The 15,143-nt window shown below is 62.9% G+C and carries 12 protein-coding genes; 4 read left to right on the top strand and 8 right to left on the bottom strand.

Annotated elements, in window-relative coordinates; all coding sequences use genetic code 11:
* Window positions 1–927 (bottom strand): urea ABC transporter permease subunit UrtB, encoded by a 927-nt coding sequence (gene urtB, locus AC0QUY_RS11715; protein ID WP_475386951.1) that lies wholly within the window; start codon window positions 925–927, stop codon window positions 1–3.
* 128 nt (window positions 928–1,055) lie between these two features.
* A complete protein-coding gene (urtA, locus tag AC0QUY_RS11710; RefSeq protein ID WP_475386950.1) occupies window positions 1,056–2,315 on the bottom strand; it encodes an urea ABC transporter substrate-binding protein in 1,260 nt (419 codons plus the stop codon).
* A gap of 174 nt (window positions 2,316–2,489) precedes the next feature.
* Here urtA and AC0QUY_RS11705 point away from each other — a divergent pair, with 174 nt between their 5' ends.
* The gene (locus AC0QUY_RS11705) at window positions 2,490–5,861 is read left to right on the top strand and encodes a hybrid sensor histidine kinase/response regulator (RefSeq protein ID WP_475386949.1); all 3,372 of its coding nucleotides are present in this window, start codon (window positions 2,490–2,492) and stop codon (window positions 5,859–5,861) included.
* Window positions 5,851–6,777, top strand: a complete 927-nt coding sequence (locus AC0QUY_RS11700; protein ID WP_475386948.1) for a response regulator — start codon at window positions 5,851–5,853, stop codon at window positions 6,775–6,777. The genes AC0QUY_RS11705 and AC0QUY_RS11700 overlap by 11 nt, the downstream gene beginning before the upstream one ends.
* 249 nt (window positions 6,778–7,026) lie before the next feature.
* On the opposite strand, the gene AC0QUY_RS11695 is transcribed toward AC0QUY_RS11700, so the two are convergent.
* From AC0QUY_RS11695 to AC0QUY_RS11670, 6 genes are all read right to left on the bottom strand, one after another.
* Entirely contained in the window at window positions 7,027–7,161 is a 135-nt protein-coding gene (locus AC0QUY_RS11695) for a hypothetical protein (protein ID WP_475386947.1), read from the bottom strand.
* A 9-nt stretch (window positions 7,162–7,170) separates the two neighbouring features.
* Entirely contained in the window at window positions 7,171–7,596 is a 426-nt protein-coding gene (locus tag AC0QUY_RS11690; RefSeq protein WP_475386946.1) for a globin family protein, read from the bottom strand.
* A gap of 50 nt (window positions 7,597–7,646) precedes the next feature.
* Complete coding sequence (locus AC0QUY_RS11685) at window positions 7,647–8,441, bottom strand: ABC transporter ATP-binding protein (RefSeq protein ID WP_475386945.1); 795 nt, start codon at window positions 8,439–8,441, stop codon at window positions 7,647–7,649.
* Window positions 8,442–8,452: 11 nt separating this feature from the next.
* A complete protein-coding gene (ntrB, locus tag AC0QUY_RS11680; protein WP_161852808.1) occupies window positions 8,453–9,361 on the bottom strand; it encodes a nitrate ABC transporter permease in 909 nt (302 codons plus the stop codon).
* 63 nt (window positions 9,362–9,424) lie between these two features.
* Complete coding sequence (locus tag AC0QUY_RS11675; RefSeq protein ID WP_161852807.1) at window positions 9,425–10,744, bottom strand: CmpA/NrtA family ABC transporter substrate-binding protein; 1,320 nt, start codon at window positions 10,742–10,744, stop codon at window positions 9,425–9,427.
* A gap of 340 nt (window positions 10,745–11,084) precedes the next feature.
* A complete protein-coding gene (locus AC0QUY_RS11670; RefSeq protein ID WP_475386944.1) occupies window positions 11,085–11,999 on the bottom strand; it encodes an intradiol ring-cleavage dioxygenase in 915 nt (304 codons plus the stop codon).
* A gap of 134 nt (window positions 12,000–12,133) precedes the next feature.
* Between AC0QUY_RS11670 and AC0QUY_RS11665 the strand changes: the two genes are divergently transcribed.
* Both AC0QUY_RS11665 and AC0QUY_RS11660 read left to right on the top strand, forming a co-directional pair.
* Window positions 12,134–13,408, top strand: a complete 1,275-nt coding sequence (locus AC0QUY_RS11665; protein ID WP_475386943.1) for a serine hydrolase domain-containing protein — start codon at window positions 12,134–12,136, stop codon at window positions 13,406–13,408.
* Between the two features lie 149 nt (window positions 13,409–13,557).
* Window positions 13,558–15,066 carry a sensor histidine kinase gene (locus tag AC0QUY_RS11660; protein ID WP_475386942.1) on the top strand — a complete coding sequence of 503 codons (1,509 nt, stop codon included), beginning with the start codon at window positions 13,558–13,560 and terminating at the stop codon, window positions 15,064–15,066.
* The last annotated feature ends 77 nt before the right edge of the window (window positions 15,067–15,143 follow it).

Genomic DNA, 15,143 nt, shown 5'->3' with positions numbered 1-15,143 from the left:
TTATTTGCGGACTTTTAGGGCGAACAGGCCTTGCGGCCGCAGCATCAGAATTCCGACCACAGCGAGCAGCGTGAGCACCTTGGCCATCGAACCCGACATGAAGAATTCCAGCGTCGACTGGGTCTGCGAGATCGAGAAGGCGGAGGCGATGGTGCCGAGCAGGCTGGCGGCGCCGCCGAACACGACAACTAGGAAGGTATCGACGATGTAGAGCTGGCCGGAAGTGGGCCCGGTGGAGCCGATCATGGTGAAAGCGCTTCCGGCGATGCCGGCGATGCCGCAGCCTAACCCGAAGGTGTAGCGGTCGACCTTCTCGGTATTGATGCCGACGGCGCCGGCCATGATGCGGTTCTGCACCACGGCACGGACCTGGCGGCCCCAGCGGGATTTGTACAGGACGTAAGCGACCACGATGGTGATCAGCACCGTCAGGCCCATCACGAAGACGCCGTTGATCGGGACTTCGATGCTGTCGGTCACCTTGAGCGAACCCAGCATCCATTGCGGCAGCTCGACGCCGACTTCACGCGGGCCGAACACCGAACGATAGGCCTGCTGCAGCATCAGGCTCAGGCCCCAGGTGGCAAGCAGCGTATCGAGCGGACGTTTGTAGAGATGGCGGATCAGCGCCCATTCGACCAACATCCCCAGCGCACCGGAGGCCAGGAAGGCCAGTATCATCGCCAGGAAGAAATAGCCGCTGAACAGGCTCGGCAGAAACGCCTGGAAGAAGTTCGACGTCATCCAGGTAACGTAGGCGCCGAGGATCATGAACTCGCCATGCGCCATGTTGATGACGCCCATCTGGCCGAAGATGATCGCTAGGCCCAGCGCCATCAGGACGTAGACGGAAAACAGGATCAGGCCCGCAAACCCCTGCATAACGAAGATGGAGCCCAGATCGCCAATCGAATAGTCGCCGAACATCGATGTTTCTCCGTCGGGGGGATAAAGTCCCCGCGCCGCGAGCAAAGTCGCGACGCGGGGTCGTCAAGCGCGGATTGACGGTCCACGCCAGGGAGCTCTGCTCGGGAAGCTTGCGGAAACCGCTGCGCTTACTGGTAGCCCTTCGGGAACGGATCGGGCTCAACCAGATCCGACGTCTCGAAGATCAGTTCGAACTGGCCGTCGAGTTTGGCGCGGCCGACCCGGGTCTTCGACCAGAGGTGATGGTTTTCATGGATGCGCACATAACCTTCGGGCGCTTCCTTGAATTCGACGCCGGGCGAAGCGGCGGCAATCTTGTCGACATCGAAGCTGCCGGCCTTCTCGCAGGTCAATTTCCAGAGCCACGGACCGAGATAGCCGGCCTGCGTCACGTCGCCGATCACGGTCTTCTCGCCCCACAGCTTCTTGAAGGCGGGAACGAACGCCTTGTTGTTGGCATTGTCGAGCGACTGGAAATACTTCATGCAGGCATAGGCGCCCGCGATGTTTTCGCCGCCGATGCCGTCGATTTCGTCCTCGGTCACCGAGATCGTCAGCAGCGCCTGCTTCGAGAGGTCGACGCCGGCCGCCTTGAGCTGCTTGTAGAAGGCGACGTTCGAGCCGCCGACCACGTCGGTGAAGATGACGTCGGGCTTGGTCAGCTTGATCTTGTTAATCACCGAATTGAATTGGGTGCTGCCGAGCGCGTAATATTCCTCGCCGACGACCTTGCCCTTCAGCACGTTCTCGACGTGCTTGCGCGCGATCTTGTTCGAGGTGCGCGGCCAGATGTAATCCGAGCCGATGAAGAAGAAGGATTTGGCGCCCTTCTCCTTGGCGATCCAGTTCAGGCCAGCGAGAATCTGCTGGGTGGCTTCCTGGCCGGTGTAGATGACGTTCTTGGACTGCTCGAGACCTTCATAGAAGGTCGGGTAATAGAGCATGCCGTTGTACTGCTCGACGACAGGCAGCACCGCCTTGCGCGAGGCCGAGGTCCAGCAGCCCATGATCGCGGCGACCTTGTCGTTGACGAGAAGCTTCTTGGCCTTTTCCGCGAATGTCGGCCAGTCGCTGGCGCCGTCTTCCTGGATGAACTTGATCTTGCGCCCGAGCACGCCGCCCATGGCGTTGATCTGTTCGATCGCGAGCTTTTCGGCCTGGATCGAGCCGGTCTCCGAGATCGCCATCGTGCCGGTGGCGGAGTGCAGGATGCCGACGGTGACTTCCGTATCGGTGACCGCGAGGCCCGTGGTGTTGACGGTGGCGGTTGCAGGAGCCGCCCCGAATGAGGGCCGGGGAAGGATCGAAATGAGCGGCAAGGCCGCTGCGCCCATCAGCAGTTTGCGGCGAAGCGGCGACTGCAAGCCCTTGTTTGGTTCGTCTGACATGAGCACCCCATTTTTTGTTCGAGAACGCTTATTGGTCAGGCGAGGATTGCCCAGAATTGTGCACTGCACAGATACGTGGGATTGCGTATACTGCACCGCAAAATAGCGACGTAGGTTTCTGGTACGGAGTTTGCTGGCTACGCAGGGTCGGGCAAACCGGGCAGGAGCAACTAAGTGGCAGGGCGGCAGCGGATAGACCGCGTCAGGCGCCAGTATAATCAGTGGGTTGCCAACCAGACGCTGGAAGACTACGCGCTGCGCTTCACCGCCAAGAGCGCGCGGCGGTGGTCCGCCGCCCGCGTCGCCAATACGGCCCTTGGCGCCATCTCGTTTCTGGCACTCGAGGCGATCGGCGGCACGATTACGCTGAATTACGGCGCGACCAACGCCACCGTTGCCATCCTTGTCGTCAGCGTCGTCATCTTCTTCTGCGGCCTGCCGATTGCCTATCATGCCGCCAAATGCGGCATCGATATTGATCTCCTGACCCGCGGCGCCGGCTTCGGCTATATCGGCTCGACCATCACCTCGCTGATCTACGCCTCCTTCACCTTCATTTTCTTCGCGATCGAGGCGGTCATTCTCGCCTCCGCGCTGGAGATGTGCTTCGGCATCCCCCGCCCGATCGGCTATCTCATCAGCGCCGTGGTGATCATTCCGCTGGTGACCTACGGCATCACGCTGATCAGTCGCTTCCAGTTGTGGACGCAGCCGATCTGGATCATCCTGCACATTCTTCCCTTTGTCGCGATCGCCTACGCCAATCCGCACTCGTTCACGGAATGGCGAAAGTTTGCCGGCGAACACGGCGACCCTGGCGGGCATCTCGATCTCTTGCTGTTCGGTACCGCCGCCTCGGTGGTGTTTTCGCTGGTGGCGCAGATCGGCGAACAGGTGGACTTCCTGCGCTTCCTGCCGCGCGACCGCCGCACGTCGCGAACGTCGTGGTGGATTGCGCTATTGATCGCAGGCCCCGGCTGGATCATTTTTGGCGCGCTCAAGCTGCTGCTGGGATCGTTCCTCGCCTTCTTCGCGTTGAGTCATGGCCTCTCCAGCGAGCAGGCGGCCGAGCCCGCCCATATGTATCTCGAAGCGTTCCGCTACGTGCTGTCGCAGCCGGACATGGCGCTGGCGCTGACCGGCAGCTTCGTCATCCTCTCGCAGATCAAGATCAACGTCACCAATGCCTATGCCGGCTCGATCGCCTGGTCGAACTTCTTCTCGCGGCTGACGCACAGCCATCCCGGCCGCGTGGTGTGGCTGGTGTTCAACGTCGTGGTCGCGCTGCTGCTGATGGAGATCGGCGTCTACAAGGCGCTGGAGCAGACGCTGGCGCTCTACTCCAACGTGGCGATCGCCTGGGTCGGCGCGCTGGTCGCCGATCTCGTCGTCAACAAGCCGCTGGGGCTCAGGCCACAGCACATCGAGTTCAAGCGCGCGCATCTGTGCGACATCAACCCGGTCGGCGTCGGCGCGATGACGATCGCGACCATCGTCTCGATCTCGGCGTTTTACGGCCTGTTCGGCCCGACGGCGAGGGCGCTTTCCGCCTTCGTGGCGCTGGCGGTCGCCTTCGTCACGGCTCCGCTGATTGCCTGGGCGACGGACGGAAAATACTACATCGCGCGAAAACCGAAGCGGAGCTGGCAGAACCTCGAATCGATCCAGTGCTGTATCTGCGAGCATTCGTTCGAGCCGGAGGACATGGCCTCCTGCCCGGCCTATGCCGGACCGATCTGCTCGCTGTGCTGTTCGCTCGATGCGCGCTGCCACGACCTCTGCAAGCCGCATGCGCGCGCCGGCGCCCAGGTCTCCGACATGCTCGGGAAACTGCTGCCGGAGAAAATCTACGCGCGGATCAACTCGCAGTTCGGACATTATCTCGGCGTGTTCGCGGTTTCCGCCGGCCTCGTTGGGCTGACGCTGGGGCTGATCTATCTGCAGACCTCGGCGACGATGCCCGCCGAGAACTTTGCGCTGTCGGACGTGCTGTGGAAGGTGTTTTTTGCGCTCAGCATCATCATCGGCGTGGTGGCATGGCTGTTCGTGCTGGCGGAGCAGAGCCGCCGCGCGGCGGAAGCGGAGACGCGGCGGCAGACCACGCTGCTGATCCAGGAAATCGACGCGCACAAGCGCACCGATGCCGAATTGCAGCGTGCCAAGGAAGTCGCGGAATCGGCGAACCTAGCCAAGAGCCGTTATGTGGTGGGGTTGAGCCATGAACTGCGCTCGCCGCTGAACGCAATCTCCGGCTATGCGCAATTGCTGGAACAGGATACGAGCCTGGCCACCAAGCCGCGCGATCAGGTGCGCGTGGTGCGACGAAGCGCTGACCATCTGTCGGGACTGATCGACGGCATTCTGGACATTTCCAAAATCGAGGCGGGGCGGCTGTATCTGTCGCGCGACGAGGTGCGCCTGAGCGAATTCCTCGACCAGCTCGTCGGCATGTTTCGCGTCCAGGCCGCCGCCAAGGGCATCGATTTCGTGTTCAAGCGGCCCGCTGTGCTGCCCGTCGTGGTCTATGCCGACGAGAAGCGGCTGCGGCAGGTTCTGATCAACCTGTTGTCGAACGCGCTGAAGTTCACGCAGACCGGCAGCGTGCAGTTCGTGGTGCACTACCGCAGCCCGGTCGCCGAGTTCGAGATCATCGACACCGGGCCCGGCATCCAGGCGGACGATCTCGAACGCATCTTTGCGCCGTTCGAACGCGGCGCGCTCGGCGTCTCGCAGCCGCAGACCGGCACCGGACTTGGTCTCACCATCAGCCGGCTGCTGGCCGGCGTGATGGGCGGCGATATCAAGGTGGCGAGCGAGGTCGGCAACGGCAGCACGTTCCGCGTAAAAATCCTGCTCTCGGAAGTGACCAACCCGACCCGCATCGCGCCGGTGGAGGCGCCGATCTTCGGCTATCACGGCCCGCGCAAGACAATCCTCATCACCGACGACGATCCGACACACCGCGATCTCCTCCGCGAAGTGCTGACGCCGCTCGGCTTCATCCTGCTCAGCGCGCCTGATGGGCCCGGCTGCCTGGCACTGGCGCAACATTGCCGGCCCGATCTGTTCCTGCTTGATATCTCGATGGCCGGAATGGACGGATGGACGGTGGCGCAGACGTTGCGCGAGAGCGGCCACCATCAGGCCCGCATCCTGATGGTATCGGCGAGCGCGCTGGAGGCGCATGGCGCGCCGCTGGCGCAGCCGTTCCATGACGGCTATCTGATGAAGCCGATCGATATCCCGAAACTGTTGGAGACCATCCGGCAACTGCTCAAGCTCGAATGGCAGTATGAGGCTGACCAGATCCCTGCCCCGCACTGGAAGCCGGAGACCGGGTCGCGGCCGCCGGTGAAGCACGTCGAAGAACTGATCGGATTAGGCCAACTAGGTTATATCAGAGCGATCCAGGTCAAACTCGACGAGATCGGGAACGATTACCCCGAACATGCCGATTTCGTTTCGCAAATGCGCGCGCTGATCGACCGCTTCGATCTCGATCAGTACATGGCGACCCTGAAAGCCCTGCACAGCTATGATCATTGAACCGAAAAAACGCGACGTCGCCCTCGTCGTCGACGATTCCCCGGAGACGCTGCGGCTGTTGACCGATGCGCTCGACGGCGCGGGTATGACGGTGATGGTCGCGCTCGACGGCGCTTCCGCGATGCGGATCGTCGATCAGATCACGCCCGACATCGTGCTGCTCGACGCCGTGATGCCGGGCATGGACGGGTTCGAGACCTGCCGGCGGCTGAAGCGCGACGCCGGGCTCGACCACGTGCCGATCATCTTCATGACGGGACTGGCCGAGACCGAGCACATCGTGCGCGGGCTGGAGGCCGGCGGCGTCGACTATGTGACAAAACCGATCGCGGTCCAGGAGATGCTGGCGCGCATCCGCGTTCACCTCGCCAACGCCCGGCTGACCCAGAGCGCGCGCGCCGCGCTCGACGTTTCCGGCCGTTACCTCCTCGCGGTGAATGCCGCGGGCAAGATCCTGTGGGCGACGCCGCAGGCGCAAAAGCTGCTGTCGGACGCGTTTGCGGCCGAGGGCGACGACGTCGTGCTGCCGGAACCGATCCCGCAATGGCTCGATCAGGCCCGCAAGGGCAAGGCCGGCGCCAAGGCCGCCGTGATGACGGCGCTTCACGGCAACGAGCAGCTTCGCCTGCAATATATGGGCAAGCTCGGTGCGAACGAATTCCTGTTGCGGCTTGCCAAGGATTCAGGTGCCGACGCCCCGGCGGAATTCTCCAGCGAACTGGGGCTGACCACGCGCGAGGGCGAGGTGCTGTCGTGGCTCTCCAAGGGCAAGACCAACCGCGACATCGCGCAGATCCTCGGCCTCTCCCCGCGCACCGTCGATAAGCACCTGGAGCAGATCTACTCCAAGCTCGGCGTCGAGAACCGCACCGCGGCGGCGGCGATCGCGGTGAATGCGAAGAACCGGAGGGGCTGAGCGGCTGATTGCCCCTCTCCCGTCCTTCACGGGGAGAGGGCTGGGGTGAGGGGCTGTTTCTAAGTATTCGACTTGCGGCGAGAGCCCCTCACCCCGACCCTCTCCCCGCAAGAGGGGGCGAGGGAGAAGAGACGGCGCGCTCAACGTCGTCATTGCGAGCGAAGCGAAGCAATCCATCTCTCCTCACGGGTGGAGCGATGGATTGCTTCGTCGCTTCGCTCCTCGCAATGACGGTTGGGCAGGCCGCCCTCAGTTCACCGCCGCGAGCTTTCGCGGCTCGGCATCGCTCGGCCCCGCCGGCGCAATCAATCGCTTCAGTTCCGGGATGCAGGCCAGGCGGGCAGCGGCCATGCCGTTGCCGACGATGACAAGCGGTTCGCTCATGGCGCACCCTCACTCGGCGGCTTGGGCGCCACCGTAGGCTTCCGAGATCATGTAGCCGGACAGCGTGCCGTAGGCGGCGGTCCAGGCATCGGCGATTTCCGGAGTCCAGGCCTCGCCGAGCCCTTTTTCGAGCGTCCACAACAGCGTCCCGCCGACCATGGGATAGTGTTCGGGCTTGGCGCCATAGGAGACGTGACGCTTTGCCAATGCGCTGGCGGCCGGCAACACCGACCCGAGATCGCCGAGGCCGTTGACCACGACGGCGAGCGTTCCCATCAGCTTCTTGCGCTGTTCCGTCATGTCGGCGGGAAACATCGCCTTGACCGAGGGAGCGACTTCGAACAGGCGGTCGTAGAACAACACGGCTGCCTGTTCGGAAATCGGAGCGACCTTGGCGAAACTTTGCTGCACGAGATTGACTTGCTCAGGTGTCATTTTCTTCTCCTGCCTCTTCCAAGCCCGGCCTACGCCGGACCAAGCAAAACTCAGGCCGCTTCGACGAAGCGGTGCCGCTCGTAGAGGAACTCGAGCACGCGCTGCCGGCACTTGAGGTAACCGGGGTTGGTCGCGAGTTCGAGCCGCTTGCGTGGGCGCGCCAGCGGCACTTCCAGCACCTCGCCGATCCGCGCACTCGGCCCGTTGGTCATCATCACGATGCGATCCGACAGCAGCACGGCCTCGTCGACGTCATGCGTGATCATCAGGATGGTGTTGCCGAGCTTCTGGTGCAGCGCCATCACCGAGTCTTGCAGATGGGCGCGCGTCAGCGCGTCGAGCGCACCAAAGGGCTCGTCGAGCAAGAGCACCTTCGGCTCCATCGCGAGCGCGCGCGCAATGCCGACGCGCTGCTTCATGCCGCCGGAGATTTCCGACGGGCGCTTGTCCTTGGCATGGGCCATCTGCACCAGGTTGAGATTGTGCATCACCCAGGCGTCGCGCTCGGCGCGGGTCTTGGTCGAGGCGAACACCTTGTCGACGCCGAGCCGGACGTTCTCATAGACCGTCAGCCAGGGCAGCAGGCTGTGGTTCTGGAACACCACCGCGCGATCCGGCCCCGGCGAGTTGACCTCGCGGTTTTCCAAGAGCACGCCGCCATTGGTCGCGCCGGTGAGGCCGGCCACGATGTTGAGCAGCGTGGACTTGCCGCAGCCGGAATGGCCGATGATCGAGACGTATTCGCCCTTCCCGATGGTCAGGTTGATGTCCTTGAGCACCTCGGTCGTGGCGTTGCCGCGGGTGAAGGTCTTGTCGATGTGGTCGAGCTTCAGATAGGCCTGCATGACATTCTCCTTCAATTCAGTGCGGTGCCGCGGGTTACGATCTTCGCCAGTCCCGCAATCAGGCGGTCGAGCACGAAGCCGATGATGCCGACATAGAACAGGGCCAGGATGATTTCGCTGATGTGCGAAGAGTTCCAGGCGTCCCAGATGAAGAAGCCGATGCCGACGCCGCCGATCAGCATTTCCGCCGCGACGATCGCAAGCCACGACAGGCCGATGCCGATGCGAAGGCCCGTGAAGATGTAGGGCGCCGCCGCCGGGATCATGATCTTGGAAAAGAACTCCAGCGGATTGAGCTGCACCACCGCCGCGACGTTGCGATAATCCTGCGGGATGTTGCGGATGCCGACCGCGGTGTTGATGATGATCGGCCACACCGAGGTGATGAAGATCACGAAGATCGCCGAGGGCTGACCGTCACGGAACGCGGCAAGCGACAGCGGCAGCCACGCCAGCGGCGGGATGGTGCGCAGCACCTGGAACAGCGGATCGAGCCCGCGCATCGCCCACACCGACTGCCCGACCAGCGTGCCGAGCGCGATGCCGACAATGGCGGCAATCGAATAACCGTAGGCAACGCGCTGGAGCGAGGCGGACAAATGCCAGAACAGGCCCTTGTCGATACCGCCATTATCGAAGAACGGATCGAAGATCAGTTCCTTTGTGTCCTTGAAAACTTTCGATGGTGGCGGCAGGGTCGAGCCGGTGCGGCGGCAGACCAGTTCCCAGAACAGCATCAAGAGCGCGAGAACGATCAGCGGCGGCACCACGCGTACCGCGGTCTCTTTCGCCATCTTGACGTATTTCTCGGCGCGCGGCGCCTGCTTCGGCGTCATCGTCACCACCGGCGCCGTAGCGGCCGGTGACGCGGTCGGAACGGCTACAGCGGTGGCTTCGGCTTTCATCGCGGGCATCGACATTGAAGTTGTATCTCCGTGTTTCCTGAGCGGGCCGCCCGCAGCTTGCGCGCGGCCCGGGCTTGATCAGACTTCAACACGCTTGATCGACAGGGACTTCAGATAGGCGGCGGGGTTTTCAGGGTCGAACACCTTGCCGTCGAAGAAGGTCTCCTTGCCACGCGAGGTCGAGGCCGGAATGTCTGTTGCGGCAACGCCCATCGTCTTGGCTGCGTCGCGCCACATGTCCTCACGGTTGACCTTGGCGATCAGTGCCTTGCTGTCGAAAGAGGCTTCGTACTTGCCCCACCGGATATCCTCCGTCATGAACCAGAGATCGTGGCTCGGGAACGGATAGGAGGCGTGGTCGCGCCAGTATTTCATGATGTGCGGCGAGTTCTCGACGACCTTGCCGGGAATGCCGTAGTCGAACTTGCCCTTGGCGCGATCGGCGATGTCCTCGACCGGGCAGTTGATCCACTGCCGCTTGGCCATGATGGTCGCGAGTTCGCCCTTGTTCTCCATCTTGTCGGCCCACTGCTGGGCCTCCATGACCGCCATCAGGATCGCCTTGGCGGCTTTCGGATTCTTGTCGACCCACGCCGCGCGCATGCCGAGCGATTTTTCCGGGTGCTTGCTCCAGATCTCGCCGGTATTGATCGCGGTATAGCCGATGCCCTGATGGACCAGTTGCCCGGGCCATGGCTCGCCGACACAGAAGGCGTCCATGGTGCCGACCTTCATGTTGGCGACCATTTGCGGCGGCGGCACCGTGATGGTTTCGACGTCCTTGTCGGGGTCGATGCCGCCGGCGGCGAGCCAGTAACGAATCCAGAGATCGTGGGTACCGCCCGGGAAGGTCATCGCAACCTTGGCCGCCTTGCCGGCCGCCTTCTTCTTCTCGAACACTGCTTTCAGCGGCGAGGCGTCGACGCCAATCTTGAGATCGGCATATTCCTTGGCGACCGAGATGCACTGCGCATCGAGATTGAGTCGCGCCAGGAGGTACATCGGCGTCGGCACATTGTTCTGCGTCACCTTGCCGGCCGAGATCAGGTAAGGCATTGGCGTCAGGATGTGCGCGCCGTCGATGCCGTTGCCTTCCGAGCCGAGCACGAGGTTGTCGCGGGTCGTGCCCCATGAGGCCTGCTTGGCGACTTCGACATCAGGCATGCCGTATTTGGCGAACAACCCCTTGTCCTTGGCGACGAACAGCGGCCCGGCGTCGCTGAGCGCGATGAACCCGAGCGTCGCCTTGGTGACTTCCGGACCTGCGCCTTGCGCAAACGCGCCGGCCGGGAAATTCAGCTTGGCCGCGGCGAGCAAGGCCGCCGTGCCGCCGGTTGCCTTCAGGAGCTGGCGACGGCTGAAGCCGCGACGTGAGGGGGGATTGGTAGGCATCGTCATGGGCGTCGTTGTCCTTTTGCGTCAGTGCGTGAAACGGGGGCCGTCCGATTGGGTCACCGCGCTAGGCGCAAAAAGGCGTGTTCCAGGGAGGCCCCGGAATGGCGGCGTCACAATTCGGATGAGTGGTCTCAAGGGACGGCATCGATGGCGTCAGCACTAGCTATTCAAGCTCCGTGCCAAGCCTCGGGCAGCGCAAAAAACTTATTGATATCAGTATATTGTTAGATTTATGCCGCAAAACTAGGCGACGATCAGGAACCAGTCACAGCTTTCCAAATTTGCGATTCGCTCAATTCTTGTGCGTCGCACAAGAATTGAGCAGGCCGTAGAACTCCCTGCCTTAAACGTCCTCGCTGGCCTTCGCCATCATCGGCTTCGGCGCGTTTCCGGCACCCGGCTTCATCCGGAATTCGTAGGTCATGAGGTGCCAGGGTTCGCCAGCGGGCTTGCCGTCTGGCATCTTCGTATCCGTGCGCTTTTCGATCCTGGCGACCAGTTCATCCTTGACGCCGAACACCACATCGGAATCGAGATATTTATCGCCGTCGATGAAGACATGCGTGATCAGCGGCTGGTAGCCGGGCGCATCGACCAGGAAATGCACATGCGCCGGCCGCATCGGGTGGCGGCCCGTCTGCACGATCATCTCGCCGACCGGGCCGTCGGTCGGGATCGGATAGCTGCACGGCAGGATGGTGCGGAAGAAGAACCTGCCATCGGCATCGGTGATGAAGCGCGCCCGCGACGACGGGCCCTGCGTCGCATAGGCCGGCTTCTGGGAATCATAGAAGCCGTCGCCATCGGCATGCCAGATGTCGACCGGCACAGCCGCCAGCGGCTTGCCTTCGAGGTCGGTGACGCGGCTCTGCACGAACATCCGCTCACCCTGCAGATCGGCCGAGATATCGGTGCCATGCGGCGTCACCTTGTGCTCACCGACATAGAACGGGCCGAGCACGGTGGTCTCGGTGGCGCCCTCGCGTTCCCTGTGGTTCACGGCATCGACCAGCATCGACACGCCGAGCACGTCGGACAGCAGGATGAACTCCTGCCGGATCGGGGTGCACTTCTGCCCGGTCCGAGTCAGGAAATCGATCGCGTACTCCCATTCCTCGAAGGTGAGGCCGGTCTTGCGGACATAGTCGTGCAGCGACTTCACAAGTTCCTGCAGCAGGAATTTGGCGCGCGGATCAGGCGTATTGTCGAAGCTGCGGATCACGGCGGCGGTCAGTTCGGTTTCGCTGAATTGGCGCATTTTTGCTGTCCTGCGGAATAGACGAAGGCTGGCGCGACCCTACACCACCGTTCCACCTCGGATAAGCACGGCCGGTTGGAACGTGAGACACTTTTCGGCTATCAAGACGTCTCGCCAGCCGGAGATCAGCGCCGATGTTAGCCCCTACCCCCGCCTCGCCCGAGCAAGCCGGAATGTCCCAGGCGGCGCTCGATCGCCTCGAGAACCACCTGAAGCAGCGCTACATCGATGCCGGCCGCTTCCCGGGCACGCAGCTCCTGATCTATCGCCGCGGCAAGGTCGTGCACTCGACCTCGCAGGGCTTTGCCGATGTCGAGCGCAAGGTGCCGGTCAAGGACGACACGATCTTCCGCATCTACTCGATGACCAAGCCGCTCACGTCCGTCGCCTTCATGATGCTGGTCGAGGAAGGCCGCGTCGCGCTCGACGAGCCCGTGCACAAATACATCCCGTCCTGGAAAAACCTCGGCGTGTTCGTGGCCGGCACCCATCCGGCCTTCCTCACCCGTCCGCCGTCGCGGCCGATGCTGATCGTGGACCTGCTGCGGCACACCTCGGGCCTGACCTACGGCTTCCAGCAGCGAAGCAATGTCGATGCCGCTTACCGCGAGAACAAGATCGGCGAAGTTGAGAAAGCCGGCACGCTGCAAGGCATGATCGACGACCTCGCCAAAATTCCGCTGGAGTTTTCGCCGGGCGAAGGCTGGAACTACTCCGTCGCCACCGATGTGATCGGCTATCTGATCGGCGTGATCAGCGGCAAGCCGTTCGAGCAGTTCCTCAAAGAACGGATCCTCGATCCGCTCGGCATGAACGACACCGATTTCTTCGTACCCAAAGACAAGGTGCATCGTTTCGCGGCGTGTTATTCGGCCGATCCGCAAGGCGGCTTCAACCCGCTCGCCGCCGATCGCAAGGGCACGCTGACGCTGCAGGACGATCCGGCGACGAGCTCGTTCCTGGAGCCGCCCTCCTTCATCTCCGGCGGCGGCGGGCTCTGCTCGACGACGGCCGATTATCTCACCTTCTGCCGCGCGCTGCTCAATGGCGGCGAACTCGGCGGCGTCCGCCTGCTGGGCCCGAAGACGTTGAAGCTGATGACGTCGAACCACCTGCCGGGCGGGGTCGACCTGCCGGCGATGTCGCGCTCCCTGTTCTCGGAAGCCGCCTATAACGGCATCGGCTTCGGGCTCGGCTTTGCCGTCACCATGAACCCGGTGCAGACGCTGATCCCCGGCAGCCCCGGCGAGTTCAACTGGGGCGGCGCGGCGACGACGTCGTTCTTCATCGATCCAGCGGAAGAGCTGATCACGATCTTCATGACGCAGGTGCTGCCGTCGAGCGCCTATCCCTTGCGGCGCGAACTGCGCACCATGGTGTACGCCGCCATCACCGACAGCAATCTTTGATTTCGGGAAGGCAGGGTTTCCCGCGGCGCGAGAGCGCGGCGGGAGCCCCGGCGCTTTTGCCGGACCAGACTTACATTCTTTATATCATTGGCGAAATTCGGCGGCTTCTCTTATGCTTGCCCCGCTTGGGCGCCGATCCGGGACTTGCGTTGCCGAAACCCTCACTGCCAGTACGTCTCGCCCTTCTGGTCGCGGGAACCACGCTGCCGCTGATCCTCTTCGCGGCCGGCATCGTTTTCAACCATTACAAGCAGGACCGCCAGAACGCGACGCAACGGGTCGTTGAAACGGTCCGCAGCATTCGCCTCGTGCTCGACTCGGAGATGCAGCGGATCACCGGCGCACTCCAGGTGCTGTCGCTGACAAACGCGCTGCGCGACGGAGACTTCGAGGGATTCCGCCGCATTTGCCAGGGCTTTCTCGACCAGTATGGCGAAGGCGGCGTCGTGCTGGTGGCCGACCGCGAAGGGCGGCAGGTGTTCTCCTCGTTGACGCCTGAGACGGCAAACCTGCCGCTCCGCAACAACCTGCCCATGGTCCAGAAAGTGTTCGCGGAAAGGAAGCCGGTCTATTCCAACCTGTTCTTTGGATCGGTGAAAAGAGGGCTGATCGTAACGGTCGAGGTGCCCGTTATCCGCGACAACGAGGTGCTTTACGACATCTCCTTCAGTCCGCCGATCGAAATCTTCCAGGCCATGGTCGAGCAGCAACGCCCCAGCAGGGACTGGACGATCTCGATCTTCGACGGCGAAGGCATCAATTTCGCGCGCGTGCCCAACCCGCAGGAGACAATCGGCAAGCGTGCATCGCCCTCGCTCTATGCGCAGATGTTCGACGGTCCCGAAGCGACCGTGCCGACCATATCGCTCGAGGGCGTACCGCTGATCACGAGCTTTGCCCGCTCCTCGCTCACCGGCTGGACGGTTGCCGCGGGCGTGGCCGAAAGCTCTCTCGTCGCGCCACTCTGGCGCAACCTCGCGATCACAAGCGTGATGGGCGCCGTCCTGCTGATGGTCGGCCTCGCCTTTGCGGTGCGGATGGCAACCCAGATCGCCCGCGGCGAGATGCTGCATAATCTCCTGATCGAGGAGCTCAACCATCGCGTCAAGAATACGCTCGCGGTCCTGCAGTCGATCGCCACCCAGACGTTCCGCAGCGCGAGCCGCACGGAGCGCGCGAAGTTCGAGGGAAGGCTCGGCGCGCTGGCGGAGGCGCACAATCTCTTGAGCGAGGAGAAGTGGCAGGGCGCGGAGTTGCGGGAAGTGATCGCGCGGGTGCTGCAACCCTATCTGTTGAACAATCCGGAGCGGGTGCGGATGTTCGGACCGCAAGTGCCGCTATCGCCGCGGCTCGCGGTGGTGCTGTCGATGATCGTGCACGAGATCGGAACCAATGCCGCCAAATACGGCGCGCTATCCAACGACAGCGGCACCGTCGCGGTGGATTGGGAGATCCTCGAAGAGAGCGACGGGCGCAAATTGCGGTTGATCTGGACCGAGACAGGCGGCCCACCGGTCACGACGCCGGTGCAGCGCGGTTTCGGCTCGCGGCTGATCGAGCGCAGCGCACGCGACCAGCTCGGCGGCGAAGCCACCGTCGACTTCCTGCCACGCGGCGTGGTCTACACGATCAGCTGCGCGCTCAACAGGGACGAGTAGCTATCTTCTTTGACGCGTTTTCTTCACGCGAACCGGAATCCACCCACGGATCAAGTCCGAGGGCATGCTTCGCTTGA

The sequence above is a fragment of the Bradyrhizobium sp. WYCCWR15520 genome, from assembly GCF_056174665.1.
Note: the sequence above shows the minus strand (reverse complement) of the source record. Positions and strands in the feature narration are given on the sequence as shown.

Excerpts from the sequence above, each read along its gene's own strand:
- AC0QUY_RS11670 (WP_475386944.1), bottom strand. The coding sequence starts at position 11,999 with ATGCGCCAATTCAGCGAAACCGAACTGACCGCCGCCGTGATCCGCAGC.
- AC0QUY_RS11675 (WP_161852807.1), bottom strand. The coding sequence starts at position 10,744 with ATGACGATGCCTACCAATCCCCCCTCACGTCGCGGCTTCAGCCGTCGC.
- AC0QUY_RS11695 (WP_475386947.1), bottom strand. The coding sequence starts at position 7,161 with ATGAGCGAACCGCTTGTCATCGTCGGCAACGGCATGGCCGCTGCCCGC.
- AC0QUY_RS11690 (WP_475386946.1), bottom strand. The coding sequence starts at position 7,596 with ATGACACCTGAGCAAGTCAATCTCGTGCAGCAAAGTTTCGCCAAGGTC.
- AC0QUY_RS11685 (WP_475386945.1), bottom strand. The coding sequence starts at position 8,441 with ATGCAGGCCTATCTGAAGCTCGACCACATCGACAAGACCTTCACCCGC.
- ntrB (WP_161852808.1), bottom strand. The coding sequence starts at position 9,361 with ATGTCGATGCCCGCGATGAAAGCCGAAGCCACCGCTGTAGCCGTTCCG.
- urtA (WP_475386950.1), bottom strand. The coding sequence starts at position 2,315 with ATGTCAGACGAACCAAACAAGGGCTTGCAGTCGCCGCTTCGCCGCAAA.
- AC0QUY_RS11665 (WP_475386943.1), top strand. The coding sequence starts at position 12,134 with ATGTTAGCCCCTACCCCCGCCTCGCCCGAGCAAGCCGGAATGTCCCAG.
- AC0QUY_RS11700 (WP_475386948.1), top strand. The coding sequence starts at position 5,851 with ATGATCATTGAACCGAAAAAACGCGACGTCGCCCTCGTCGTCGACGAT.
- urtB (WP_475386951.1), bottom strand. The coding sequence starts at position 927 with ATGTTCGGCGACTATTCGATTGGCGATCTGGGCTCCATCTTCGTTATG.